This window comes from Leptospira mtsangambouensis, from assembly GCF_004770475.1.
GTDB classification, from domain to species: Bacteria; Spirochaetota; Leptospiria; order Leptospirales; family Leptospiraceae; genus Leptospira_A; species Leptospira_A mtsangambouensis.
The window spans coordinates 442784-469467 of sequence record NZ_RQHK01000017.1; the positions used below are offsets into that span (position 1 = coordinate 442784).

The 26684-nt window shown below is 38.7% G+C and carries 29 protein-coding genes and 4 tRNA genes; 26 read left to right on the forward strand and 7 right to left on the reverse strand.

Features of this window, described 5'->3' with window-relative positions; translation table 11 throughout:
- Positions 1-7 precede the first annotated feature (7 nt).
- A complete protein-coding gene (locus EHR01_RS14490; RefSeq protein ID WP_135695669.1) occupies positions 8-229 on the reverse strand; it encodes a hypothetical protein in 222 nt (73 codons plus the stop codon).
- Positions 230-417: 188 nt separating this feature from the next.
- On the opposite strand from EHR01_RS14490, the gene EHR01_RS14500 reads away from it, so the two are divergent.
- Positions 418-1341, forward strand: coding sequence for an FAD-binding oxidoreductase (locus tag EHR01_RS14500; RefSeq protein WP_135695671.1), 924 nt, complete (start codon positions 418-420; stop codon positions 1339-1341).
- Between the two features lies 1 nt (position 1342).
- Positions 1343-1564 carry a transcriptional coactivator p15/PC4 family protein gene (locus EHR01_RS14505; protein ID WP_004785453.1) on the forward strand — a complete coding sequence of 74 codons (222 nt, stop codon included), beginning with the start codon at positions 1343-1345 and terminating at the stop codon, positions 1562-1564.
- 1 nt (position 1565) lies between these two features.
- Here EHR01_RS14505 and EHR01_RS14510 read toward each other — a convergent pair whose 3' ends face one another.
- The gene (locus EHR01_RS14510) at positions 1566-3221 is read right to left on the reverse strand and encodes a VWA domain-containing protein (RefSeq protein ID WP_167482955.1); all 1656 of its coding nucleotides are present in this window, start codon (positions 3219-3221) and stop codon (positions 1566-1568) included.
- 72 nt (positions 3222-3293) lie between these two features.
- Between EHR01_RS14510 and EHR01_RS14515 the strand changes: the two genes are divergently transcribed.
- The 9 genes from EHR01_RS14515 (at position 3294) to EHR01_RS14555 (ending at position 11128) form a co-directional block, all read left to right on the forward strand.
- Entirely contained in the window at positions 3294-4004 is a 711-nt protein-coding gene (locus EHR01_RS14515; protein WP_135695673.1) for a 7-carboxy-7-deazaguanine synthase QueE, read from the forward strand.
- The gene (locus EHR01_RS14520; protein ID WP_135697373.1) at positions 4004-6847 is read left to right on the forward strand and encodes a DEAD/DEAH box helicase; all 2844 of its coding nucleotides are present in this window, start codon (positions 4004-4006) and stop codon (positions 6845-6847) included. The genes EHR01_RS14515 and EHR01_RS14520 overlap by 1 nt, the downstream gene beginning before the upstream one ends.
- A 39-nt stretch (positions 6848-6886) precedes the next feature.
- Positions 6887-8152: a dicarboxylate/amino acid:cation symporter gene (locus EHR01_RS14525; RefSeq protein ID WP_135695675.1), complete on the forward strand. Its 1266-nt coding sequence runs from the start codon at positions 6887-6889 to the stop codon at positions 8150-8152.
- On the forward strand, positions 8139-8990 hold the full coding sequence (locus tag EHR01_RS14530) for an SGNH/GDSL hydrolase family protein (RefSeq protein WP_135695677.1): 852 nt from the start codon (positions 8139-8141) through the stop codon (positions 8988-8990). The genes EHR01_RS14525 and EHR01_RS14530 overlap by 14 nt, the downstream gene beginning before the upstream one ends.
- 1 nt (position 8991) lies before the next feature.
- The gene (locus EHR01_RS14535; protein ID WP_135695679.1) at positions 8992-9804 is read left to right on the forward strand and encodes a hypothetical protein; all 813 of its coding nucleotides are present in this window, start codon (positions 8992-8994) and stop codon (positions 9802-9804) included.
- Positions 9805-9880: 76 nt separating this feature from the next.
- Positions 9881-10123, forward strand: a complete 243-nt coding sequence (locus EHR01_RS14540) for a TRL-like family protein (RefSeq protein ID WP_244310132.1) — start codon at positions 9881-9883, stop codon at positions 10121-10123.
- Positions 10120-10365 (forward strand): hypothetical protein, encoded by a 246-nt coding sequence (locus EHR01_RS14545; RefSeq protein ID WP_135695683.1) that lies wholly within the window; start codon positions 10120-10122, stop codon positions 10363-10365. Before EHR01_RS14540 ends, EHR01_RS14545 begins: the two co-directional genes overlap by 4 nt.
- A complete protein-coding gene (locus EHR01_RS19375; RefSeq protein ID WP_244310133.1) occupies positions 10301-10684 on the forward strand; it encodes a TRL-like family protein in 384 nt (127 codons plus the stop codon). The genes EHR01_RS14545 and EHR01_RS19375 overlap by 65 nt, the downstream gene beginning before the upstream one ends.
- Before the next feature lie 21 nt (positions 10685-10705).
- Complete coding sequence (locus EHR01_RS14555) at positions 10706-11128, forward strand: Ig-like domain-containing domain (protein WP_208721790.1); 423 nt, start codon at positions 10706-10708, stop codon at positions 11126-11128.
- A gap of 112 nt (positions 11129-11240) precedes the next feature.
- On the opposite strand, the gene EHR01_RS14560 is transcribed toward EHR01_RS14555, so the two are convergent.
- Positions 11241-13388, reverse strand: a complete 2148-nt coding sequence (locus EHR01_RS14560; protein ID WP_135634539.1) for a sodium-translocating pyrophosphatase — start codon at positions 13386-13388, stop codon at positions 11241-11243.
- Between the two features lie 70 nt (positions 13389-13458).
- On the opposite strand from EHR01_RS14560, the gene EHR01_RS14565 reads away from it, so the two are divergent.
- A complete protein-coding gene (locus EHR01_RS14565; protein WP_135695687.1) occupies positions 13459-14628 on the forward strand; it encodes a tetratricopeptide repeat protein in 1170 nt (389 codons plus the stop codon).
- A 105-nt stretch (positions 14629-14733) separates the two neighbouring features.
- Here the strand turns inward: EHR01_RS14565 and acs are convergent, their stop codons facing one another.
- Positions 14734-16698: an acetate--CoA ligase gene (acs, locus tag EHR01_RS14570; protein WP_135695689.1), complete on the reverse strand. Its 1965-nt coding sequence runs from the start codon at positions 16696-16698 to the stop codon at positions 14734-14736.
- A gap of 83 nt (positions 16699-16781) precedes the next feature.
- Positions 16782-17333, reverse strand: a complete 552-nt coding sequence (folE, locus tag EHR01_RS14575) for a GTP cyclohydrolase I FolE (RefSeq protein ID WP_135587995.1) — start codon at positions 17331-17333, stop codon at positions 16782-16784.
- A 179-nt stretch (positions 17334-17512) separates the two neighbouring features.
- Here folE and EHR01_RS14580 point away from each other — a divergent pair, with 179 nt between their 5' ends.
- The 6 genes from EHR01_RS14580 to EHR01_RS14605 all read left to right on the forward strand — a co-directional run bounded on the left by EHR01_RS14580 (position 17513) and on the right by EHR01_RS14605 (position 21458).
- Positions 17513-18598 carry a glycosyltransferase family 4 protein gene (locus EHR01_RS14580; protein WP_135697375.1) on the forward strand — a complete coding sequence of 362 codons (1086 nt, stop codon included), beginning with the start codon at positions 17513-17515 and terminating at the stop codon, positions 18596-18598.
- 97 nt (positions 18599-18695) lie between these two features.
- The gene (locus tag EHR01_RS14585) at positions 18696-18887 is read left to right on the forward strand and encodes a (2Fe-2S)-binding protein (RefSeq protein WP_100743687.1); all 192 of its coding nucleotides are present in this window, start codon (positions 18696-18698) and stop codon (positions 18885-18887) included.
- Positions 18865-19338, forward strand: coding sequence for a WbuC family cupin fold metalloprotein (locus tag EHR01_RS14590; protein WP_135695691.1), 474 nt, complete (start codon positions 18865-18867; stop codon positions 19336-19338). Before EHR01_RS14585 ends, EHR01_RS14590 begins: the two co-directional genes overlap by 23 nt.
- Positions 19335-20351: a CE1 family esterase gene (locus EHR01_RS14595; protein ID WP_135695693.1), complete on the forward strand. Its 1017-nt coding sequence runs from the start codon at positions 19335-19337 to the stop codon at positions 20349-20351. The genes EHR01_RS14590 and EHR01_RS14595 overlap by 4 nt, the downstream gene beginning before the upstream one ends.
- Complete coding sequence (locus tag EHR01_RS14600) at positions 20332-21210, forward strand: alpha/beta fold hydrolase (RefSeq protein WP_135695696.1); 879 nt, start codon at positions 20332-20334, stop codon at positions 21208-21210. The genes EHR01_RS14595 and EHR01_RS14600 overlap by 20 nt, the downstream gene beginning before the upstream one ends.
- Positions 21211-21257: 47 nt before the next feature.
- A complete protein-coding gene (locus EHR01_RS14605) occupies positions 21258-21458 on the forward strand; it encodes a YgaP family membrane protein (RefSeq protein WP_004785076.1) in 201 nt (66 codons plus the stop codon).
- Between the two features lie 49 nt (positions 21459-21507).
- Here EHR01_RS14605 and EHR01_RS14610 read toward each other — a convergent pair whose 3' ends face one another.
- Complete coding sequence (locus tag EHR01_RS14610; protein WP_135695698.1) at positions 21508-22623, reverse strand: class I SAM-dependent RNA methyltransferase; 1116 nt, start codon at positions 22621-22623, stop codon at positions 21508-21510.
- A 70-nt stretch (positions 22624-22693) separates the two neighbouring features.
- Here EHR01_RS14610 and EHR01_RS14615 point away from each other — a divergent pair.
- Positions 22694-22777 (forward strand) — tRNA-Ser (locus tag EHR01_RS14615).
- Positions 22778-22784: 7 nt separating this feature from the next.
- Positions 22785-22871, forward strand: a tRNA-Ser gene (locus EHR01_RS14620).
- Between the two features lie 55 nt (positions 22872-22926).
- Here the strand turns inward: EHR01_RS14620 and EHR01_RS14625 are convergent.
- On the reverse strand, positions 22927-23139 hold the full coding sequence (locus tag EHR01_RS14625) for a hypothetical protein (protein ID WP_135695700.1): 213 nt from the start codon (positions 23137-23139) through the stop codon (positions 22927-22929).
- Positions 23140-23263: 124 nt separating this feature from the next.
- On the opposite strand from EHR01_RS14625, the gene EHR01_RS14630 reads away from it, so the two are divergent.
- The 6 genes from EHR01_RS14630 to recR all read left to right on the forward strand — a co-directional run bounded on the left by EHR01_RS14630 (position 23264) and on the right by recR (position 26615).
- A tRNA-Arg gene (locus EHR01_RS14630) sits at positions 23264-23337 on the forward strand.
- A gap of 1 nt (position 23338) precedes the next feature.
- On the forward strand, positions 23339-23779 hold the full coding sequence (locus tag EHR01_RS14635; RefSeq protein WP_135695702.1) for a nucleoside deaminase: 441 nt from the start codon (positions 23339-23341) through the stop codon (positions 23777-23779).
- 45 nt (positions 23780-23824) lie between these two features.
- Positions 23825-23911, forward strand: a tRNA-Ser gene (locus EHR01_RS14640).
- 226 nt (positions 23912-24137) lie between these two features.
- Positions 24138-25643, forward strand: a complete 1506-nt coding sequence (gene dnaX, locus EHR01_RS14645; RefSeq protein ID WP_135695704.1) for a DNA polymerase III subunit gamma/tau — start codon at positions 24138-24140, stop codon at positions 25641-25643.
- Positions 25644-25663: 20 nt separating this feature from the next.
- Complete coding sequence (locus EHR01_RS14650) at positions 25664-26029, forward strand: YbaB/EbfC family nucleoid-associated protein (RefSeq protein ID WP_208721813.1); 366 nt, start codon at positions 25664-25666, stop codon at positions 26027-26029.
- Positions 26007-26615: a recombination mediator RecR gene (gene recR / locus EHR01_RS14655; protein ID WP_135695708.1), complete on the forward strand. Its 609-nt coding sequence runs from the start codon at positions 26007-26009 to the stop codon at positions 26613-26615. Before EHR01_RS14650 ends, recR begins: the two co-directional genes overlap by 23 nt.
- Positions 26616-26684: the final 69 nt, after the last annotated feature.

Consider the following 26684-nt stretch of genomic DNA (forward strand, 5'->3'; position numbering starts at 1 on the left):
TCCGTAATTAAATTGAAAATAAAGAATCTGAATTGCGATCTACTTGTGGCAACCGATGGCCCTGGGCTAATATCTCCCCAGACATGGAAAGAACTGCCCAAGATTTTTCCTCTTTCGCTTTAGTCTGTAGAGATTGGATCATCGTATTTGTGAATGATTCCAATTTATGATGAAGAACGGTATTTGGAAATGAAGATGGTTTCTTTTCTTGTGCTTCAGTCGATCTCATGCAGTTTGTTTTCCCGGTTGTCTTTAGGATCGGCGAGGGGGCCGGAATGACTAAAGTTTAAAAACTCCAAAAAAGGAGTCAAGAAGAGACATAATTCCGGGGAGGAAAAATGAAAACTCTAACTTCTCCTTTTCCCGAACCATCGGAATGCCAAACTTGACCAAAAACCACCTGTTACGAGGACGACCTTGCTTACCCCTCAAATCAATCTTTTTAAAAAATCCAATCCCATCCTAGCCCAAGTCATTGCCAACACACGTTTGACCCCCGAACCAGGAAAAGGAAAACGACCGGCAAAGGAAGGAGATTCTGCCGTACACCGAATCACCATTGCCGTCGATCACAATACTTATCCCTATATGATTGGGCAAAGTGCAGGGATCATTCCGCCAGGAGTGGATCCAGAAAAACAAGCGAAAGGCTCGGCTGATCCTTCGTATACCATCCGTTTGTATTCCATCGCCTCACCATCGTTCAGTTTTGGACAGACAAAGGACAATATTGAATTCGTTGTCAAAAGGGACAATGTGTACGATGAAAATGGAAATCTCCTCCACAAAGGAGTATGTTCCAATTACCTTTGTGATTTGAAACCAGGCGATACAGTGACAATGACTGGACCTGCAGGGAAAAAATTCTTACTTCCCCAAACTGACTTTTCTGGTGATATTTTCTTTTTTGCAACAGGAACGGGAATCAGTCCTTTTTTTGGAATGGTAGAAGAACTCCTCGTTCAGAAGTTAATTTCCTTCCAAGGAAATGTTTGGTTGGTTTACGGAGCACCTTATTCTGACGAAATTGTACTTCGTGACTATTTTGAAGATATGGTAAAAAACCATCCTAACTTTCATTTTGTAACAGCAATTAGCCGGGAAGAGAAAAATTCTTTCGATGGTGGGAAAATGTACATCACTCACCGGGCAAAAGAAAACGCAGAAGCCATTAAAAATGCTGTCAATGGAAACGGTAAGTTTTATATTTGTGGCGGTCCGAAGGGAATGGAAAAAGGAGTGATACAAGAGATCATGTCAGCTTGCGCAACTGGTCTTTCGTATGATGAATTTAAAAAAGACCTGGAAGAAAAAGAACAACTTTTTGTAGAGACGTACTAAAATGGCAAAAACAGGAATCATTCGAGACATTGACAAAGGACGGGGAGAAGTCATCCGCGTAGAAATCTCCGAATACAAAGGCCAAACTTTTTTTAACATTCGAGTTTGGTATACAGATCCCAATGGAGAATTAAAACCTACTCAAAAAGGTATCGCCATTGCTCCGGCACTTGTTGGTGATTTGAAAGAGGCAATCGAAGAAGCAGAACGTTGGTTGGCATAAACTAACTAGGTCTTTTATCGCCTTCATTTGCATAAATGATCCTCTGTAAAATTTCTTTAGCAGAGGAAAGACTTTCTGCGACACGGATGTGGTTGTACAACCGAGTGATTTCGAAAATCTTTTTTACCGAATCATGAATGTTGGCAACCACAAGTTCACCACCTCGCCTTCTGAGCCAACCCACAATCTGAATCACCATTCCAATGGCTGATGAGTCAATATGAGATGTATTGGCAAAATCAAAAACGACATAGCGAAACCCTTCTGACATTTTTTGCTCTAATAGAAGTTTGATTTCAGGGCATTTGTATAAATCAATATCACCAGTTGTACGATATTCAAAAATTTCATCATGCAGGATGACATCCTTTAGATCCAATTTTTCTGGTCCCTTCATCATGATCTGTGAATTCATAAATAAATGTTTGTTTAAATCATCTGACTTGGTAGTGATTTTTGTTTCCAAAATTTGAAGACGGCCAAGGACTGAACCAAGTGCATTGGGAGCAAAGTGTAAGTTATTTTTAATATCTTGAATGAGGCCAAATAACAAAGCTTTGGCGTCTTCTACATGGCCTCGTTTGATAAAATCGGTAATTTCTTTGATCCCTGTTGTTGCATTTGCGATCAATATCTCAACCAAAACATCTGGATCTTGTTTGCCCTTGTTATTTCCTTTGGGAAACTGAAAGTTTTCTTTTACAGATTCTAAAGCATTTTGTTGTAACAAATTATAATAAGATACGGTTACTTCACAAAAAGGAGATTCGGTTTGGTTTACCCGATCATCAATTTCCAAACGTAACACTAAGTTACGAATATCATCAGCTCTCAGATCACCTATTTGGAGATTGATTTTTTGTCTTGATATAGTTTTGGAATCACCAAGAAACTCATCAAATTCTTCCATTATCTGGTGAGATGTTTCTGACAAAACTTGTTTCAATCGAACACCAGGAGCCAGTTGTAATTCGACATCAATGGCTTGTGCATACAAAGCCCCTATATCTCCAAATTCATCAAAGAAAATATCAGAAGCTTTTTCTGGGTTGTCGATATAATGAAAATTTCCACCACCAGCTTTCGCAATTGCAACTAAGATCTCTTCATTAAAATCGTTTCCAACGCCTATGGTTGTGGTGGAGATTCCCATAGCCAAATGGTCTTCTGCAATTTTTACCAATGCTTCTTTTTCTTTGATTCCAGAAGTGGGATTGCCATCAGTGAGTAATAACACTCGTTTGTAAGCATTTGGAATTTTTGATTGGGTTAGGCTTTTTAATGCAGACAACCACCCACCACTCAAGTTTGTAGAAGTAGCGACTTGGACGTTTCTAATTTTATCCGTAACAGAAACTTTTTCTGTTAGCTGAGTGACTGGTTGGATGATTTGTACATCTGCAGAATAGGCAATGATAGCAACAGCATCATGCCTTGTGAGCCAATTGACAAGAGCGCAAGAAGCATCAATAACTGCTTCCATTTTTTCTCCCTTCATGGACCAACTTTTATCAATGGTTAATCCAATGACCAAAGGTTTGCGTTCGTCAATCTTTGGATTGGCCGGAGTCCGAAACCTTAGTAAAAGATGGTTCTCTTGTACCTCTTTTTCGTGGATCAAAGGGAATTCCAATTTAGCATCTACAAACATGACCATAAAAAGCAAATTCTGAATAAATGTTTTCGCAAGAACAATTTACTTTATTCTGACATAGAAGGAATCATCACAATGTTTGGAAAAATTCACGAAGTCTATTCTTCCATTTCTGGCGAAGGAATTTCACAAGGAATCCCTACAGTCTTCATTCGTTTTGCTGGATGCTCCTTACGTTGTGGCAAAACAGAATCAAGAACGTTATGGTGTGACACAGCTTATGCATTGGGACCAAATCAAGGTTCAGAAAAAAGTTTAGATTCCATTTGGGCCGAGTTAGAAAATTTAGATCCCCATCACGGATACCAAGTTTTGCTTACTGGTGGTGAACCCTTAGAAGGAAAAAATCGGGATCTTTCTCTCTCCATCGCAAACAAAATTTACCAATATAGAACCAATGCTGGTTTGCCCTACCCTGCTTCCCGAGTGGAAACCAATGGAAGTGAACGAATCACAGAAGATCCTTTTTTTATTTTCACAATGGACTACAAACTTCCTGGATCGGGGATGGAAGACAGGATGGATGAGGAAAATTTCCAGATTCTAGAAAAGAGACATAATTCACTTGACGAAATCAAGTTCGTTGTGCGAGATAGAATCGACTTTGAAAGAAGTATCGAAGTCATTCGCGAAAAAAAAATACACACAAATATATTGTATTCGCCCGTCCACGGTGAAGTGGATGCCAAAGAACTGGTCGAATGGATTAAAGTAGACAACCCACCTAAGTGTCGTTTGTCGCTTCAAATTCACAAAGTGCTTTGGGGAAATCAGAAAGGAGTTTGATGGAAGTCCCTACTCAATTAAGTTTAGATTTTGAAACAACGGTTGAACCAAAACAAACAAACGAGTATGGGTTTCTCATCGACGAACCTGAGTTAGGTCTTGCAAAAGTAACAAAAGAATCTCCTACTTCTGTGGAACTATTCTTTGAATCCAAAGAAATTTTTCGAACAGTCAACAAATCAAACAAAAACTTACAGTTTTTAAACCAATACCCTGATTCTCTCCGTGTTTGGGAAGAATTTCCTAAAGCAATGGACTTAGCATTAGATGCAAGCCAACTCAAACTCACTTATAATTTTAATAAATTATCCTCTCTCTCTAATTCTAGAACTCGTTTGCTCCCTCATCAAATTGAATCTACCTTCATTGTAGCCAATAGTTTAAAACCAAGATTTGTTCTAGCGGATGAAGTGGGGCTTGGGAAAACGATTGAAGCGGGACTTGCAGTTAAAGAACTGATGTTTCGTCGTGGCCTCAAACGTGTGCTTGTGGTGGCACCGTCCCCTCTCCTTGTCCAATGGCAACAAGAGATGAAAAACAAATTCAATGAAGAGTTCGCCATTGTTCGCAGAAGAAATTTTGTTACCAATGGACCCGATCATTGGAGAAACTTTAACAAAATCATTACCTCCATCGATTTTATCAAAAATCCAAGGTATGCAGAAGAAATCCTAGGAACAAAATGGGACATTGTTGTTTTTGATGAGGCACATAGGCTTCGTCGAGATTATTCCAAAATCACTCGCGGGTATTTGTTTGCTGAAAAAATTGCAAGAAAAACAGAATGCCTCCTCCTTCTCACAGCCACTCCATTTCGCGGAAAATTAGAAGAACTATTTTATCTATTACACTTAGTGGACCCCAATATCCTTGGGCCTTACCATACATTCGTAAATGACTATGTGGTTGGTCAAAAAGGGGACTTAAAGGAAAAAATCTCCAAAGTTCTCCTCCGCCGTCGGAAAGTAGAAGTAGGTGGATTTACAAAACGTTTTGCAAAGACAGTTCGGATCGATCTCTCTCCCATTGAACGAGCGTTTTATGATGAGACCACTGAGTATGTAAAACGAGAATACAATATGGCCATGGGTACCAAAAATCGTGCCATTGGTTTTGTGATGGTTGTATTCCAAAAGTTATTGGACTCTTCTGTCATTGCCCTTCTTTCTGCCTTACAAAAAAGAAAGTTTATGTTGGAATCCAAATTCCATTACATGAAAGAACATGAAACCACTTTAGATGATTGGGATTTAGATGAAACAGAAGGTGTCGAAGACTTCATCACCGAATTAGAAGATGAAGAAATGTCTAGTTTCCAAAGGATCAAACGAGAGTTATTCACTCTCAATCGCCTCATCCATTTGGGAAAACAAATCAAAGAAGATAAAAAAACTCAAAAACTAAAAGAAACTCTCTATCGGCTTAAAAAAGAAGGTCATAAAAAATTTATCATCTTCACACAATTTAGAACTACACAAGATCATTTACAATCAGTCCTAGAACCAGACTTCAAAGTTTCTCCATTCCACGGTTCTTTGAGTATGGATGAAAAAGAAGTCGCTATTCAAAAATTTAAAGAAGACTATGAGATCTTAATTTGTACAGAAGCTGGCGGGGAAGGTCGTAACCTACAATTTGCTAACATACTTTTTAACTATGACTTACCTTGGAGCCCACTCAAGATCGAACAACGAATTGGAAGGATCCATCGTTTTGGTCAAAAAGACAATGTTTATATCTTTAACTTTGCTTCTAAAGATACGGTTGCTGAAAGAATTTTAGAAGTACTGACAAACAAAATTCGTTTGTTTGAAGAATCCATTGGGGCTTCTGACGATCTTCTTGGTACGATTGAAGAGGAACTTGATTTTAACTCAAGCCTTATGAAATTCGTAACCGGGACAAAAACAAAAGAAGAATTAGAAACTGAATTTGACCTTCGCATCCAAGTCGCCCAAAAAGGATTTGAAAAACTCAACGCCCTTGTGACTCCAAAAGTTTTAGATTTTAATTTAAAAGATTATTACGACCATACATTAGAAGAAAGAGAATGGAATAACAGCCATCTCGAAGAAGTAGTCGCACAAGGTTCAAAATTTTTCCAATCTCACTTACCAGGAACTCTAACTGCCGTTGGGAAAGGATCCTACGAATACAAAAACACCGAAGGAAAAATCAAAAAAGCTACTTTTGATTCCGATTTAGCACTCACCAATGATTCTCTCGAATTTATGGCATTTGGTCACCCCTTTGTCGAAAAAGTAACGGAATTACTCACACAAAGTGATGTTGGGCGTAAAAAGAAATACCTACTCTCAAGTGCCTTAGGTCAAAAAATCCTTTTTGTTTTCCAAGTTGAATTTGATTTTTCTCTAAAACGAAAGGATCTCTTTTTCGTTGAATTTGATTTAAAGAAAAAAAGAACTTCAGTACTAACGGAAAAACCTACGGAATGGGCAGAAGCCAAAACATATGTTCCTGAAAAAGAATTAGCACTTTCAAAACTAGAAGAAGCATTTATTCATTGTTATCCAGTTGTAGAAACTGAAGCTGAAACTAAAAAAGAAATCCTTAGAAAGGAAACCTTATCTATTTTTCAAAAAGAAGAATACAAAGTAGAACTTTCTCATCAAAAAACCATCCGTCAGTTAGAAGAAAAATTGATGCGCCAAGAAGCAGCTTATAAATGGGACAATCGTCCTGAAAAGAAAGCAGTCCTTCATAAAACAATGAAAGAAATCCAACGAGCAAAAGACGAATACACTGTCGAAATTCGAAAAATCAAAAATGGTGCAAAAATTTTCCATAAAATTCGACTTTTCCAAACTTACATAAGCATTTAATTTCATTTACATAGAATTTCCAAAAGATAAAATTTGGGAATGTCATTTCCCAAAATTCCCTTTTGGATCCAGATTCTCGTCTCTTTAATGTTAGGTTTATTTTTCGGAATCATTTTGAATCCGGAATCTGGGTTTGTATCTGCCCTTAGTTTAAAACCTTACCTACCGTGGATGAAACTACCTGGAGATATTTTTTTAAACCTATTACAAATGATTATGATTCCACTTGTAATTGTTTCAATTGCACTTGGAGTCTCTAGTTTAAGAAACCTAAAAGATCTTTGGAATTTAGGAAGTAAAACCTTATTATATTTTATTTTTACAACAGTAGTTTCTGTAAGCATTGGAATTTCCCTCACCCTCGTTTTCAAACCAGGAAATCACATCCAGAACCAAACAATATCTTCAAACCAAAGTAGTCCTCCAACAAATTTGGATGCAAAACAAGAATCCATACCGGAGATCATTGCCAATATCGTACCAAAAAATTTAGTAAACGTTTGGTCCAAACAACAAATGTTATCTGTTGTTTTTTTCGGAATGATTTTAGGAATTTTTTTTCTGACTTCCCGTGACTCTGGAGCAGCCTTAAAAGCATTTTGTCATTCTCTTGAAAGTTTTTGTCTTTGGGTGGTTAAAGTGACAATGAACTTAGCACCCTTAGCTGTTTTGGGACTTATGAGTTATGCCATGGTCCAAATTGGTTTTTCACTTGTGACAGGCTTAGTTTCTTATATAGGAACCGTTCTCCTCGGACTTCTTTGTGTTTTATTTTTTTATGGGATCTTGGTGTTTCTTTTTACGAGGAAAAATCCGTTACGTTTTCTGAACCAAGTTCGTGAAATCCCCTTACTTGGTTTTTCTACTTCTAGTTCCAGCTCCGTCCTTCCTTATTCCTTAAAGGTGGCAAAAGAAAAATTAAAATTAAAAGAAACAGTCGCTGACTTTGTTCTACCCCTCGGTGCTACGATTAATATGGATGGAACTGCTTTGTACCAAGCCGTAGCCACAGTATTCCTCAGCCAAGTATATCAAGTTGATTTGACTGGTTTAGACTTATTTTTGTTAGTTGGTACAGTAACAGCAGCTTCAATTGGAACAGCCGCTACACCGGGAGTTGGACTTGTTATCCTCGCATCCATACTTTATACCTTCCAAATCCCGATCGAAGGGATCACTATTCTTTTTGGAGTTGACCGGTTTTTAGATATGTGTAGAACTTCAGTAAATCTGACCGGCGATCTATCTTGCGCATTTATCATGGACCATATCTGGAAGGAAACAAAACCAAATGAAAAAACTTAAATACACACTTTTGTTAGGAATGTCCGCATTCCTCATTCATTGTGATACAAAAAAGGATTACTTCGAAGATATCGGTGCAAATCTTTTATGTACTACATATGCCATTTGCAATGGAGAAACTCCTGCAAAAACGGGAATCATTGGTGATAGTTGGACAGACATTCTTCTCGGATTCCCAATGGTGGAAACTCTTAGACCACAATTGGAAAATCGATACCATTATAAATTTGCAGGTGCCACCTTGGGTGGAAAAACCTTACAAGGTGTCGTTAGCCAAGGACTTCAATTTCAGGTCATTGATCAAGGTGGGGCTGATATGAAAGTAGTCCTTCTTTCTTTGGGTGGAAATGATATTCAAGCAAACCTTTCTGAATATATTGGAAAGATCGACACAGTACAAGCACAACGTTTTGCAACAATCAAAGCAAATCTCAAACAGTTAATCATTACTGGAAATGCTTATAAAATTGCTCGATTTGGTGGAGCGCCAATAAAATGGATCATTCATGGTTACGATTATCCCAACCCATATATGCCACCTGTGATTGCTGGTTCGGAAGAAGGTTGTAAATCAAAGTTTGATAAAATTGGATTAAATGTTCCTGATGCTGCCGTCTTTACTTCAACCCAGGTGGATGCGTTCAACAATCTTCTAGTGGAAATAACTCGCGAGGAACCTTCATTAATCTATGTAGATTTGCGAAGTACGTTGGGAGGAAGACCAAACTCTCGTGCAGAACTAATGTTGGATTGCATCCATGCAAATAACTTAGGTTATACGCTACTTGCTGATAAGCTGGCAAGAATTATCTACCCAATCACTAATGTAGGATTGTAATATGAAAAATAAAATCATCACTCTCTTTTTTCTTTTTGTAACTTCATCATTGTTTTCACAACCAGCAAACAGTGGATTTGCGCACCCACTTCAAATTGAACCTGTTGCTGTTTATACAAAACTCAGAGGAAATCTCAGTTATTGGGACAAAGACTTCAATCAAGTCAAAGAAATTAACAAAAACCTAAACATCGAAGGGGAGTATAAATTCACAGAATCCTTTTCAGTGGTTACCTCAATCGGTAGAAACCAATATTCGCAAACTGACACTGCAAAGGAAATCACTTGGGATCGTTGGAACGCTGGAATCAAATATGGTAAAATATTTGAAAACGGTTCTTCCCAATTTTTGATTGGAGCGGGATTGAGACTATATGATAAAAAAAGAAATACCGAATTTAGAGAAAGAGAAAATCCAGATTTCTATTTAATCCGACCAAACTTTGGATTGGGTTATAAATATGGCATTTTTCAAATTATGTCAGAGTTTCGTTTTCAAACAGAAACAAATAGACATGGAAAAGAATCTAGTTTGGAAGAATTCAAACGTTATTACCAAGTTGGAATTGCGCCATCTTTTGCCATTGCAGACTCGGTGCGAATTTTTACGGAACTTGAATATAGAGAACCTTTGGACAAAATCGCTGATAAAAACCTAAGATACTTTAATCTTTATCCAGGGATCTCAATGAATACAGAAAGTTTTGGAACTTTTAGTTTTTCGGTTTTATTGGGTGTTCTTCCAAAAGCAGACAATGCTATGGATCGGGGAATTCGTTTTTCCTATTTCTACTTCTTCGATACAAGCCAGTAGTATGAAACGTTTTTTGTTTTTCCCAATGGTTTTCCTCATACTGCAATGTTTGAGTATTCAAATTGGAAATCCTTCGATGACTTTATTCAAAAACAAAGGCCAAGAAGGATGGTACTCTACGGGAAAAGTACCATCACCAACCGATACGTTTGTTGAATCCTGTACAACAAATTACTTCGGTTTGGTGAGCATTGGAAATGCAAGTTTGGATTATATCCCTCGTCAATCGCGCCCAAAAGAAATCCATAGTTTAGATCATTATTATAAAAATCAGTATTTCTTTTTCCAAGAACTTTGTTTGCACATCGTAGGCCGATGAAACAGAATATTGACTCACTCAATGAATTCGCAAAAAAAATAAAAAGCGGATTAATCTACGAAGAAATAGAAACCAAATTAAAAGAATTCCATTCCAAAAAGAACAATGCTACCAATAAGTCATTGGATGCCCTTACAGATAAGATTCGAAAGAAAGAAGAACAAATTGAAAAACTATATGATGATATCATCCTCTTACAAAACAAACTCTCAAAAATTCTGGACCAAGAACTTAAAAAATAAATCCACCGAAGAAAGGATCTTTGTTCTGATCCTCATCCTATGTTCTTTTTTTTCACTCACCTGCGCAAGTTCAGGATTTGGAACCCAAGGCCTCTTATATGAAGACCAAAGGATCGGGATGATGGAGACCGGCCTCTCCGGATCAAAAGAAGGAATCGCTTGTGCAAAATCCTACCTCGGGCTTCTGGCTCTCGGTGATGCGTCTGTTGAAACCTCCCAAAAGAATGGAAATATGAGAGAAATTACGTCTATTGAGCTAGAAAGTTATAATTTCTTGGGGATTTACGCAAAACTATGCACAATAACCAAGGGAAATTAGTCGAAACTAAATCTAGAACCAATGAGTATGTGGAAGAAAATTCAAATTTCAATCCTGTTTGTTTTTTCCTCCCTGACTTGTCTCCCTGAGCCACAGCCATCTCTATTGGGAGTTTTGGTGCTTCCATTGGTCACACAGACCTCAGCCAACTTTACCATTGAATCAACAAATCCCAGCAATGGAGCTACAGGTATTTCCTTAAATCCTACAATCACCATTGTGATGACCCAAGCCATTGAATCCACCTCACTCAATACCAATATTAGTTGTTCTCCATCTTGTCCAAGTCTTAGTGGAGGAGCTTCCAACAGAACCATAACCCTTACCCCGGCAAGTGCCCTAATCACGGGTACAACGTATACCATCACACTAAACCAAAACATCCAATCTATCTTTGGATTAACTCTCGGCACAAACACCAGTTTTAGTTTTACCACCCTATAAAAAAAGCCGACGTTTCCGCCGGCTCTTTTTGTTTCCATTAAAGGAAAATAAATCTGGTAGATGCTTCCAAAGGAATTCTCCACCAGACTTTTTGTGATCTCGAAAGATTTCTTTATTTAAAGAAATTTAAGATGATCCCACCTTTTGTTACAAAAAACTCAGCAAACACAAGTGAGGTGATCGCCATTAGTTTAATCAAAATGTTGATCGCAGGTCCAGAAGTATCTTTGAACGGATCTCCTACTGTATCACCCACAACCGCAGCTTTGTGTTTTTCAGAACCTTTTCCACCAGCAGTTTTTTCGATGTATTTTTTAGCGTTGTCCCAGGCTCCACCAGAGTTAGCAGAAGAAATTGCAAGAACCACACCAGAAACGAGTGCACCAGCAAGTAGACCAGCAAGCGACTTCACACCAAACAAATACCCAACAACAATCGGGCTAAGAAGAACAAGAAGACCTGGAGGGATCATTTCACGAAGCGCAGCAGAAGTAGAAATGTCTACACACTTAGCATACTCTGGTTTTGCTTTTCCTTCCATAAGACCAGGGATCTCTTTGAATTGGCGACGAACTTCTTTTACCATATCAAGAGCCGCTTTTCCTACCGACTTCATTGTCATTGCAGAAAAGATAAAAGGAAGCATCGCACCGAAAAGAAGACCACCAAACACCAAAGGATCAAGAAGTTCGATAGAAGTTAAATCAATCGCACCTTCACCCATTTCTTTAGAAGCATTTTGTGTTCTTGTGATAAAAGCTGCAAATAGAGCAAGGGAAGTAAGAGCAGCAGAACCGATCGCAAAACCTTTTCCTACGGCCGCAGTGGTATTTCCCGCTGCATCCAAGTTGTCCGTTCTATCACGAACTTCTTTTCCAAGTTCTGCCATCTCAGCAATTCCACCCGCGTTATCAGAAACAGGGCCGTAAGCATCAATCGTTAGACCAATCGCAATGGTAGAAATCATACCGATAGCAGCGATCGCAATTCCATACATACCCGCAAGGATATTGGAAACAACAATCACGATCACTAGTAGAATCACAGGAACTACAGTGGATTTGTAACCAAGTGCCAAACCGTAAATGATGTTTGTGGCAGCACCAGTATCACAAGCATCTGCTACTTCACGCACTGGTTTGTAAGAGTGAGAAGTGTAAATCTCAGTGATCCAACCAATGAACATACCAGCAAACAAACCTAATGCGACTGATGTAAAAACATTCCACTTAGTGATGGTTTTGTCTCCGATTTGGAAACTATCGATCATAAAGATGTCTGTTACAAAATAAAGTGCAATGGCTACGATGAATGTAGAAATCCAAAGTTGGAGTTTGAGAGCTTTTTCTACGTTTCCACCTTCTTTCACTCGAGCAAAGAAAGTAGTTAATAGGGAAGCCGGGATTCCAATCGCAGAAATCAAAAGTGGATAGAGTAGAGCAGAGTTATTGTCAGCAAGAGCGGATGCTGTTGCACCAATCACAAGAGCCGCACAAGTGGCTTCCGCAGCCGAACCAAAAAGGTCAGCACCCATACCAGCGATATCACCGACGTTGTCCCCTACGTTATCAGCAATGGTTGCTGGGTTACGAGGATCATCCTCTGGAATTCCTTTTTCTACCTTACCTACAAGGTCAGCACCAACGTCAGCGGCTTTGGTATAAATACCACCACCCACACGACCAAAGAGTGCAACAGAAGATCCACCCAGACCAAAACCAGCAAGTGATTCCATAAGGATGTGTTTGGCAACACCTACGTTTGTTCCTGTGAAAAGAAGGAAAAGTCCGATCATTCCAAGAACAGCAAGACCAATGAGTCCGAAACCCATAACGGCTCCAGAGTCATATGCCACTCGGAAGGCACGAGATAGAGAAGTTTTTGCGGCTTCTGCGGTGCGAACGTTACCAGCAGTCGCAATTTTCATTCCAATAAAACCAGAAAGGCAAGAAATGAGGGCACCAGAAACGAAAGCAACGGCTGTATAAATTCCTTCGTTGAACTCGGTTTTTGGGTTATCCAAAAGTAAATAGATGAGAACCGTCATGAAACTGATAAATAGCAAAATGACTCGGTATTCTCTGAGAAGGAAGGCCATAGCCCCTTCTGCGATTGCTGCGGAGATTTCTTTCAATTTAGCGGTTTCTTTTTCGCTACCACCGCCTGCGCCCACTTGGATGCGAACCACCCGAGCTGCGTAGAATATCGCCGTGACAATGGAAACTAGTGCCATGACGATGATGATTAACTCTACATTCATGAGATCCTCTTTGAGATTGTTTATTTGAATTTCTAAGATTATTTAGAAGATGACCGATGAGAATCCATAGATGATACTTCGGTCTAGGAGAATATGGCAATTTGGTGTTCTGGTAACAAGTCTATTTCTGGTTTCCAGTCCAAATTTAGCAGAACCAGAGGTTCTAAACCCTGTTAAAGTTTTTTATGGATACGAAGATCTTTTGCGGATGGCAGAAGACAAAATTGTCCAAGAAACCCCTGCCAAAGCCTTCGATTTTCTTATCAAGGCCAAAGAATTAAATCCAGATCCAGACTTTCGCTACTATAATTTAGCCGCACGTGCCCATATGAAACTTGGGCAAGTCTTCGACGGAATTCATGCCTATGAAGAATCCATTAAAAAGAAAAAAGACCAATTGGACTTGGTTTTGTATGTCGCCGATTTTTACGAAAAAGAAAGAAAACAAAAAGAGGCTTTGTTCTATACAAAATTGTATTTAGAACAAAAACCCAATGCAAAGTACAGATTGTATACTGCAGCCATTCTATCTAGACAACTTGGTTTGGAATCGGACTACGAATCCTATATGCAATTTTTAGAATCAGACAAAACTTTTGTTTCTGAAAAAGATGCCTTACAAGCGAGTCTTTTGAAAAATATTAAAAACAAAAAATGGAAAGAAGCAGATGATTTGAGTTTGCGGTATTTGGTTTATTTTCCCAGGGAAGAGACAATGTACGAAACCTTGATCCTTGCCAGAAGAGGAAGAGAATCCGAACTTTTAGAACAAGCTTACCAATGGACCACGACCATTTTTTTGAATGAAACAAGATACTTCACTCGCTACGGAGTGTTTCTCCAAGAAAAACAAAGATACCTAGAAGCCTTGTCTTTATTTCGCAGAGGATTTTACAATTTACTGAAATTTTATCCAGATTCGGATGCTGGAGAGATTTTATTTCTCATTCGTCAAAGTTATGCAAATCTTGGAAAAGATAGAGACACCCTTGCCATCGATTCTTTGGTGAAAGATTTTAAAAACCAAAACAAACTCACGGCTACCGAATTAGAAAACCACCAAAACACGTATCGTAAAAATAGAGAGTATTTGTTATTTTGTATCCATTGGTTTTCCAAACGAGATACAACCAAAGCAAAAGAGTATCGTCAAAAATTAAAAGACCGTGATATGGAATTTGAAGAAACGGAATTCCTGCGGGTGATGGGAGTTTTTTCTGCCCTCCCGCAGGATCTTTAAACAAGCAAGACCCAGCTCTTAAAAGAAGTTGTGATTTTAAAACCATCTTCTTCCTAGTTAGTTTTCAACGAAGGAAGAAGAACTGAAAGTACCAAAAATCTAATTTTAACTATGGAATTTCTTTTTATCATCAATTAACGATTGTACTACGGATGGATCAGCTAGAGTGCTGATATCTCCCAAAGTATCAAATTCGTTATTGGCAATTTTTCTTAAAATTCGGCGCATGATTTTTCCTGACCTGGTTTTCGGAAGTCCCGGAGCCCAGTGGATGACTTCTGGTCTTGCAATTTTACCAATCACTTTTTCCACCATAGCGATCAGTTCTTTTTTTAAGGCATCGTTGGTGTTCACACCATGTTTCACAGTCACATAGGCATAAATTCCTTGGCCTTTGATATCATGTGGAAATCCTACCACCGCTGCTTCGGCAACTGATTTATGTTCAACGAGAGCACTCTCCACCTCGGCTGATCCAATGCGGTGTCCCGAAACATTGAGAACATCATCGACTCGTCCTGTGATCCGAAAGTATCCATCTTTGTCTTTGTTGGCACCATCACCTGTGAAGTAATAACCTTTGAATTGTGAAAAGTAGGTATCAAAGAATCGTTTTGGATCTCCATACACCCCGCGCATCATGGAAGGCCAAGGTTTGGCGATACATAGGTTTCCAGAGATTTCTCCTTTGTCTTTGATCTCCACACCTTCATTGTCCACAAGGATTGGTAGGATTCCATAAAATGGCCAACTCGCCGAACCTGGTTTTTGTGGGATCGCACCAGGAACACCAGAGATCATAATGGATCCGGTTTCTGTTTGCCACCAAGTATCGACAATCGGACATTTTGATTTTCCAATATTGGTATGATACCACTCCCAAGCTTCTGGATTGATGGGCTCACCCACAGAACCAAGAAGACGTAAAGATGCCAAAGATCTTTTTTTGATAGGTTCAATTCCTTCTCGCATAAGAGCTCGGATGGCAGTCGGTGCTGTATAAAATACAGTGACTTTGTATTTATCGATCACATCCCAAAACCTACCGGCATCTGGATAACTAGGAACCCCTTCAAACATGAGAGAGGTGGCACCATTTGATAATGGTCCATAAAGAATATAACTGTGTCCTGTGATCCAACCAATGTCTGCCGTACACCAATAGGTATCTGTTTCCTTATAATCAAAGATGGTGGCAAAGGTGAGATTGGCACCAAGTAGATACCCGGCCGTTGTATGGAGGACTCCTTTTGGTTTTCCCGTCGAACCAGAAGTATAAAGAATAAAAAGCGGATCTTCGGAATCCATCGGCACAGGAGTGCATTCTTTTTTGATATCGGATTCTTTCATTAGGTAGTGATACCAGTGGTCTCGACCCTCTTTCCAATTTAGGTTTCCTTCATCCCCTGTTCGCTTAACAACAATTACATCTTTTACCTTGTATTTACTTTCTTCTAAGGCAACATCGACATTTTTTTTGAGTTCGACTGGTTTTCCACTGCGATACCCGCCATCTGCCGTGATCACTAGTGTTGGTTTACAATCTTCAATTCGACCAAGAAGTGCTTCTGGAGAAAATCCACCAAAGACAACAGAATGCACTGCTCCAATGCGAGTACAAGCCAGTGTCGCAATGGCAAGCTCTGGAATCATAGGAAGGTAAATGAGAACCCGGTCTCCTTTTTTTACATGGAATTTTTTTAGAACATTTGCAAAGTAATTCACCTCGCGATGGAGGTCATGGTATGTAAGGACTCTCGATTCATCAGGGTTGTCTCCTTCCCAAATGAGAGCGGCTTTATTTTTTAGAGAAGAATCTAAATGTCTATCTAAACAGTTATAGGAAACATTGAGTTTCCCACCGACAAACCATTCCACTTTGGCCTTAGCGAAATCGTGTTTGAGAACCTTGGTCCATTTTTTAAACCAAGTTAGGCGCTTTGCTTGTTCGGCCCAAAATTTTTCCGGTTTTTCAATGGATTCTTTGTATTTTGTTTTGTATTCTTTTAAACTAACGTTCGCTAACTTTGCGAAGTCTTTGGACGGTGCCACGATTCTTTCTTTCGGCATAGATTCCCTCTAGAGAAAGAATGCTGAACTTTTTTTTAAAAAAGTCCAGCATGAATCTGAAAATTTGAATTTAAAAATTGAACTTAATGGGAACCGGTTCGGATCAAATCCAAAAACTCACTCCTAGTGGTGGGATCTGTTTTGAATAGACCAAGTAGGCTAGATGTAAAGAGTTCTGAGTTTTGTTTTTCCACTCCACGCATCATCATACATAAATGTTTAGCTTTGATGACAACACCCACGCCGAGTGGGTCCAAAGTTTCTTGGATGGCTTGGGCGATTTGGTCTGTGAGACGTTCCTGTACTTGGAGACGACGGGCAAACACATCGACAATCCTTGGAATTTTACTGATTCCTATGATTTTTTTATTCGGAATGTAAGCTACATGGGCTCTTCCATAAAACGGAAGTAAGTGGTGTTCGCATAAAGAATACATCTCGATATCTCTTACCAAAACCATACCGGTTGTGCTTTCTTCAAAGATCGCTCCATTCACAATATGATTCAAATCAGCCTTATACCCACTGGTCAAAAAGTCATAAGCCTTTTTCACACGGTTGGGCGTTTTCACAAGACCCTCTCTTGAAGGATCTTCACCAATTTGTTTTAGGATTTCTTCGATTAAGTTTTCCATCCGATTCCTTTTGTCTGATCGTTCCGCCTATCCTACATCCCAAATTATGAATGCAGAATATATACTACTAATTTGACTAGACTTGACTTCGAAGGAAAAGATACATTTCCTTTTTTTAAATTAATTCTAAAGGACATAATCAATAACGAATGCGGCTAAAAATTGGATACGATGCACGGATGATCGAAAACTCAGGGATTGGGATTCGGATCCAACATATTTTGAAGTTTTGGCCCATTTCCAATGAGATTGCCGATCTGTTTATCTTTGGTGATCCTAGGATTCTAAAAAAATACAATCTTCCTCGGCACGCAAGTATCATTGAATACAAAACAAGTATCTATTCTCCAAAAGAATTTTTAGGTCACCCGAGAATGGCCGAGATGGATCTTCTGGACATACCTCATTTTAACATTCCCTTTCCATACATTCATAAATGCATTGTTACCATTCACGATCTGATTCCTTATCATTTTAAGGCCGCACATAGCTCTCTCGTCAAACGAGTGTATATGCAAATTGTTTTTCGTTGGATCAAATGGTTTGCTCGCAAAATCATCACTGTTTCGGAATACACGAAAGAAGATTTAGTAAAAAGTTTTGGATATTCGAAAGAAAAAATTTCTGTAGTCTACAATGGAATTGATTTGAAAAAATTTTCCAAACAACCATCTACGAAACTTTCACAATTTCTTAAAAAAAACAAACTTCCCAAATCTTATTTGTTTACTGTGGGAATTGGAAAAACTCATAAAAATTTTCCATTTTTATTATCCAATTTAGAATCTCTTTGGGAAAAAAAGAAACTTTCATTACCGTTAGTTGTGGGTGGCCTTAAGGAAGAAATCCCAGAAGAATTTTTAGAAATCCAAAAGAGATATCCCGATCAGATTTATTTTTTATCTCATCTGCCTTATGCAGAACTTCCTCTGGCGTACCAAGGTGCAAAAGTATTTCTCTATCCTTCTTTGTTTGAAGGGTTTGGATTCCCCGTTTTGGAAGCACAAAGTGTTGGCACTCCCGTCTTTTCATCCAACGCCAGCGTTTTACCAGAAGTTTTAGGAAATGGTTACGAATCCTTTGATCCCAAAGATTCCCATTCCTTCCAAACCAAACTACTCGCATTACTGAAAGATTCAAAACGACTGAATGCACTCAAAAGTTTAGGGGAAAAAAATGCGGCTAGGTTCCAGTGGAAGTTGGCCATCCAAAACTTGGAACGGGTGTACGAACCAATCCTCAAAGAAAAAAAGGCTAAAACCTGATTCACATTTACTGAATTTCCGCGAAATTTTTGCACCCATTGGGTCAAAAAAATTCTTGTCGTACCGTTTGCCAGCTTAGAGACTGATTCTCAGAACCATGATCAAGTGTCACTGTGCAGAAGTTTTCTTTGAATCTATCTTAAATGTTGTCAAAGATACAAACCGCCCTATACTAGAAGTCGCCCGCGAGATGGGAGCGGCTGATACTTGTACGGCCTGTGTTCCGGATATGTTAGCCTTCATCGAGCAGGAATTGGAAGGTCAACTTGCAGGAAATACAAGTCATTGATTCCGACTTAATCGGAACTCTCGTTAAAAAAGCCCAAAACGCAGAAAGAAAACGTACTAATTTTAACTTCCACGAACAAAAGGAAGTGTACCAACGATTCTTAAACGTTCTTTCAAAAGATACATACATTCCACCTCACAGACATTTGTCGGATCCAAAACCCGAAACCTTCATCATCCTCGAAGGAGAAATTGGTTTTTTGATTTTTGATGAAAACGGCGAAGTAAAAGAAAATCATAAACTTTCAGCCACTGGTCCAAAACGGGGGATTGATTTACAACCCGGTGTTTGGCATAGTTTGGTTTGTTTGTCGGAAACAGCAGTTTGTTTTGAAGGAAAGTCTGGTCCTTATGATCCCACAGTTGATAAAGAATTTCATCCAAAGTATCCACTAGAAGGTGATCCAAAGTTTACAGAAACCATCAGATCCTTTGAATCTTTATTTTTATGAAGCGGATTTTTGTTCAGATTCAGTTATACCTACTTTTGATTATGGTTTCATTTTTATTTTTCTGTAAATCGCTACCTTCGATTGTTCCGGTTAAAGAACACAAACTACAATCTATCTCATCTGATGGAATCTTACGTTCCTTTCGCTATTACATTCCCAAACAAATAAATGAAAACAAATTGCCAGTGGTATTTCTATTACATGGTGGCGGTGGAACTGGGGAAGGGATGATTTATCTCACTCGAATGTCTGAAAAAGCAGAGGAATATGGATTCATTGCAGTGTATCCAGATGGTTATGCAAACCGATGGAATGATGGAAGAAAAATTCCTCATTCCATCACAGACAAAAGAAATACAAAAGATGTAGATTTCTTTCGAGATATGATTCGTCACTTGGATTCTGAACATTCCATTGATTACAATCGAATTCATGCAGTGGGAATTTCCAATGGTGGCTTTATGACTCAACGTTTGTTATGCGAAGCACCTGATTTGTTTAGCTCAGGTTATTCTGTGGCAGCAGTGACATCCAGGGGATTAAAAGAAATTTGTGAACCTCCTCCACAAAAATCAATAGGTTTCATTATGGGAATGTCCGATGATGTAGTTCCCTACCAAGGAGGAACCGTTTCCATCCCTGCTGATCCCAATAACCAATCGCAAAGAATTGCCGCAGGCGATGTTCTTTCCTATTTAGAATCATTAGAATATTGGACATCAAGTTTCTCCTGCAAAGAGGAAACAAAATCCAAAAAAAGACATATGAACAAATTTTGGAAAAGAGACATCCAATACACAAAATTCACGGATTGTTCGTCTGACCAAATTGTAGAAGGTTATTTGATTCCTGGTGGCGGTCATATTTGGCCAAACGGTTTTTATTACCAAAATGAAAAACAATACGGATACTTAAGTAAGGACTTGGATACAAGAGAGATTGTGTTACAATTCTTTCGGACGACGTATAAAAAAGAGAAGTTGGTAAATAACAATGCACCATTCGGAAATTAGAAATTCATCCACTTTATTTACCACCTTAGAAACTGGAACAGGAGAACCTGTTCTTTTCCTACATGGATTTCCAGATAACCATAAAACTTTTGCACCCATTATGGAAGTGATTGGTAAAAAGGGTTTCCAATGCATTGCTCCTGTTATGCGAGGCTATGAACCGTCGACAATTTCTCATGCACATAAATTACATGTGGTCGATTTAGTTGATGATATTTTAGGATGGATGGAGGATAGACTTTGGGACCGAGTACATCTCGTAGGCCACAATTGGGGTGCAGTCATTGCCTATGCTGCAGGGATGTATTATCCGAATCGTATCAAATCCATCACAAGTCTAGGAGTCCCTTTACTTCGAACCTACCAAGATTCCTTTCTTTGGGCACCCCAACAAACAATTCATTCCTGGTACGTTTTACTATTCCAAATTCCTTTTTTAGCAGAACTTACAATTCGAACCAATGATTTTGCTTTAGTTGATTTTTTATGGAAAGATTGGTCACCCGGATATACTCCAAACCAAGACCATTTAGCTGAGATTAAAGCAAATTTCCAAAATCCGGGAATTTTATCTTCTGCACTTTCTTACTATAGAAACTTAAATGATCTTTTCACTGAATCCGGTCGGGAAAGTATTTTAGGAATTTTGGATTCAAAAATTACAGTACCCACACAAATTCTCTATGGACTAAGCGATGGATGTTTTCATAAAAATTTATTCGAACACTTGCTCGACGAATCAGACTTTCCATGTGGGTTTCGTAAAATTGGTTTCGATCACGCAGGACATTTCTTACATTGGGAAAAAAGAGATGAAGTGACTAAATTGATTTTAGAATGGTTACAAAAAAATAAATAAGAATCCATTCACTTTCTTTCGTCAAACGTTCTTTAAGGAGATTGAATATGTTTCAAAATATGGGTCTTTATGACAGAATCATTCGAGTGGTCGTTGGCTTGGTATTAGGTGGTCTTTATTTAGGTGGGGTCGTAGAAGGAACAACAGCAATCGTTTTGTTTGCAATCGGCCTTGTAATGATCGCAACTTCTGCTATCGGATTTTGCCCAGCTTATCTTCCTTTTAAAATCACAACAAAAGAAAAATAACAGAAATTGGATTCATCCAACTCACAAATTTAGGTTTGTGAGTTGTTGGTTATTTTTTTAAACTTACCAGAACTTCATAATGTTGGGTTCTTGGAAAAAAATCAAACAACCCCACATATTGCAATTGATAACCTATCTTTTCTAGTTTTGTAATGTCTCTTTTCAGTGTGCTTGGATTACAGCTAGAATATACAATTTGTTTTGGTGCAAATAAAGAAGCGGATTCCACAATTCCGTCGGAAAGTCCAGCTCTCGGTGGATTCACAATCCATATCGGAAACTTTGCAGCATGTTTCGGTAAATGTTTTTGATACAAATCACAGACTTCATATTCAAACTGCAATGCATTGTTTGTTTTCGCATTTTCCTTTGCATAACGAATACTTTTTTCATGAGATTCCATCCCATACAGAGAGGCAATTTTTTCCCGTATTGATATTCCAATAGTGCCACAACCGCAGAAAAGCTCTAAAATTTGTGCAGAATCTGGTAATAAGGATTTGATTTTTTCTAACCAAGGTTCTAAAAGAAACCTGTTGATTTGAAAGAATCCACGTTCGGGAACTTTTAGTTTTGTATTAAAAAAAACAATTTCAGTCTGGTCTCTTTCATAATTGACAACGGATTTGGAAGAAAGTCTAAGTTGGATCGATTTTTGTTTTGATACTGACTTTTTAATCCCTTGGGGAATTTCAGCCCATAACAGTCGTTTATCGACAGTTTTACAAACAAATTGAGATTCATTGATGACTCGGTGGCTATTTTTTGCAAAATACCCAATTTCTTTTCCATTGGATTGCCACTGCACATTGTTTCGGTATTGATTTTCTGGCCCGATCACCACTTCGAGTTTCCCTTTCCATTCGGGAAACATTGCTTCTAAAAGTGATGTTTTGATTTGGATCTCATCCTGATAGGAAATATGGCGATAACTGCAACCTCCACATTCCATAAAAACCGAACAATCTGATGTGATCCTCGTTTCAGCCGGTTCAATCACTTCCGAAACAGTTCCAAACCATTCTTTGTTTCCAGTCTTATAAAGACTTATGTCTACCAATTCTCCCGGGATTCCACCCTCAACAAAGACAGCATGACCCTCGTGGTGCGCTAAACAGAAACCACCATTTACCCACTTTTCTAGTTTTATTCGCAACTTTTCCATTCTCTAGAACCATTCATTGAATATTCATTTGACACTGCACTCGCATTTAACATAACGGATAGGTACTCTTGGAGAAGTGGCTGAGTGGTCTAAAGCAGCGGTCTTGAAAACCGTCGTGGTAATCCCACCGTGGGTTCGAATCCTACCTTCTCCGAGTCGCTGGAGACGTGCCTGAGTGGCCGAAAGGAGCGGTTTGCTAAACCGTCGTACGAGCAATCGTACCCAGGGTTCGAATCCCTGCGTCTCCGTTGATACCGCCATGAATACCGCCCAAATCAAAGAAAAAATCCAGACACTCAAGGCCTACTTACTGACAGATGAAGCGGCAAAAATTTTAGCAGTTCTACCTCTGTATTTTTCTTGGGTTCCCGTATTCACTTGGAAACGAAATGTTCCGGAATTTGTGACTGTTTGTTTGTATTCTGCAGTTAATACTTGTTTGTTCTTACTGATCCTTCTCTTCGCACAAGTTGTATCCGTTTTGCCCTTCGTAGGTCTATATTTGGCTGCAACCATTCACTTACTTTCTGTACTACTTTATCTAGGAATTTCTGGATTTTTGATTTACTCCATCCGCTTAAAAAAAAGCATAGAGATACCCGTTCTTTTGGACTGGGTAAAAATGCTTCAAGCATTCATTGCGCCCATAGCTCAACTGGATAGAGTATCTGACTACGGATCAGAAGGTTAGAGGTTCAAATCCTCTTGGGCGCGCGTGGAAGCATTCGAATCGTTTCTTGGCCGCTACACAGAAGCCATTTCTAACCACCCAGAAGAAATTCCCTCTTATTCAGAAATCATCACACGAAATGGAAAAGTAATTTCTGCAGCCTTTAATTCCGTCGAACAAACATTAAATCCTACAAAACACAGCGAAATTTTAGCAATCGAAGAGGCTCTTTCGAAAACGGAAGGTCGATATCTTACCGATCATATTTTGATTACGGCTCTCGAACCTTGTTTACTTTGTGCTGGTGCCATTTTGAGGGTAAAAATTCCAGAAGTGGTTTATTTTGTTCCGGCAAAACCAGGGGAAGGAATTTCTTCTTATACAACCGAATCTATTTATTTATTGAATCATTTTCCGAAGTGTACCCTCATCCCAAGGTCCCACATAAAATTTGAATTTCTGAGTTTTTTCAAAGAGAAAAGGTAGAATTCTTTTGACCGTTTCATTTTATGGAAGCCAGTAGAAACCATTGGAGAGATGTCAGAGTGGTCTATTGTGCATGCTTGGAAAGCATGTGTGCCAAAAGCACCCCGGGTTCGAATCCCGGTCTCTCCGCCAGGTTCTACACCGATTTCCTTCCATCCTAAGTTCGATTTCCACTCTGAATTGAACTAATGGAAAATCTCTCCTGGTCCTTACATTAGCCTTTTCAAATCTGTTCCCCCAATTTCAGAAGAAAATATCCATACCCTTCATAAATATTTCATTGCCTCAAACATACGAACTTCCAAGATCAAAGTGATTCACCAATTTTTATCTCCTATCCTTTGAAACACGGACTTCCATGAGCGAAAACCACCAAGTACTCTTTCGAAAATACAGACCCCAATTCTTTCGCGATGTAATTTACCAAGACCTTGCTGTTGGTTCCTTACAAAACGCATTCAAATCAAAGAAGATTGGTCATGCTTATATTTTCATTGGCCCTCGTGGTGTTGGTAAAACAACCATCGCAAGAATTTTGGCCAAACGTCTCAACTGCGAACGCCCAGATGGGGTTGAGCCTTGTAACGATTGTACTTCTTGTTTAGAAATCACAAAAGGAAATTCGAATGACGTATTTGAAATTGATGCCGCTTCCAATAGCGGGGTGGATAATATCCGAGAGTTACGCGAGAATGTAAAATTCAATGCGATGGGTGGGAAGTATCGCGTTTATATTTTGGATGAGGTGCATATGCTGAGTGGAGCGGCTTTTAATGCTCTTCTCAAAACTTTAGAAGAACCGCCAGCCCATGTTGTTTTTATTTTAGCAACTACCGAATACCATAAAATTCCAGAAACCATCCTTTCGCGTTGCCAAGACTTTCATTTTAGAAAAGTTCCTGTTACTGTTTTACAAAACTACATCGAAACTCTCTGTGAAAAAGAAAACCTAAAGTATGATTCCGAAGGATTGTTCTGGATTGCTAAAAAAGGGGACGGTTCTGTTCGAGATACACTTTCCTTTATGGAACAAGCTGTTATTTTCACCGATGGCAATCTAACAGGCGTCAAACTAAGAAAGATGATTGGGTATCATGGAATTGATACCTTTACTGATTTTTTAAACCAATTATTAGATTCTTCCCAAAGTGCACAAATTTTTGAAACACTGGAAAATCTTTTCCAAGCAGGCATTGATCTAGGAAAGTTTGTATGGGACTTTATCGAATTTTTAAATTCTCTATTACTGATTAAAGACAACTTAGCAGATCGAGAATCCATCAATATCCCTCAAGAAGACTTACAAAAATTAAAACAAAACTATAGAGAATTGGACCGTGAAGTTTTGGTTTTACTCGCTGAAAGAATTTTTGCCGTACATGAAAAATTGAATCTGATGAAACTCCGAAGTTCTTACGAGATGAAAGTTTATTTAGAAATTCAATTTCGAAAATTGATCTTGGATCGAGAGAAACCAAGTGTATCAGGACTTTTAGCAAAAATATCTGAGCTCACCAAACTGGTTCAAGGTGACATTTCTCATATTCCAGACAATTTAGAGTCTGCAAAAAAAGTGGTTACCGCAGCGACTACTACTGTTACGCAAAAACAAAATACTGTAGCGAACATGCAACAAGCACAAACAATTTCGGAAAAACCAATAGAGAATCGGGAACCGGAAATAAAACAACCATCGCAGCCAAAACCAAATTTCGATGTAGAGACAAAACAAACTTCGGAACCAAAGTCAATCCCTCCGAAACCAGCAGCCGCGACGCCGTCCAACCCAGAGGATATGGAAAAACTTTTGAAAGAAAAGTTCTCCGGGATGGAAGTTGATCCCAACCAATTTAAGAATTTATAAGTCCAAAGGTACGTATGGGAATTTTTGAGCAAATGAAACAAATGCGAGAAGCTTTCTCGCAACTCGGCAATATCAAAGAAAAACAAGAAGAACTTTCGAAACGTCTAGCACAGATTCGAGTCACTGCCTCTGCAGGTGCCGGTATGGTAGAAGTGACTGCTTCTGCGGACGGTATACTCACTAACCTCAATATCAATCCCATCATGTTCAATGCTGATGATAAAAAAATGTTAGAAGATTTGATCCTCTCTGCCACAAACGAAGTGCAAAGAAAAGCAAAAGAAACCATGGCTCATGAAATGAAAAATGTTCTCGGCTTCAATCCTAGTGACTTTGAAGGTGTTTTCAACCAAATGCAAAAAGATGGAGGGTTTCCTCCTGTCTGATCCACAATTCCAAAAACTAATCCAATCTTTCTCTAGCCTTCCCGGAATAGGAAAAAAAAGTGCTACAAGAATCGGATTTCATATTTTACGAATGGATCCTTCAACTTTTCGTGCTTGGTTGTCTAATATCGAAGAAGCGAAAACCAAACTACGATTTTGTGATGAATGCGGCGGACTGACAGAAGACCCTGTTTGTTCTATTTGTTTGTCTGATAGAAGAGACAACGGAATACTCTGCGTCGTCGAACAACCAGAAGACATTTTCTTTATTGAAAATACAAAAGAATATGTTGGTAAGTACCATGTACTCAATGGTGCCATTTCTCCTTTAGATGGAATTGGACCTGACCAATTACGGATTCGCCAGCTAATACAAAGATTAGAGGATGGAGAAGTAAAAGAGGTATTAATCGCAACCAACCCAACACTCGAAGGTGATGCGACAGCCTCTTATCTATCGACTGTGATCAAACCAATGGACATTAAAATCACAAGGATTGCTCATGGGATCACTATTGGTGGCACTTTGGAATATTCTGATCAATACACTTTGGGAAAAGCGATTAAATCAAGATTAACACTTTAAACTGAACTTGATTTCTCTAAGATATATTCTTATTTTTTTTCAAAACATTTAGGATAAATTTTAGCTAAA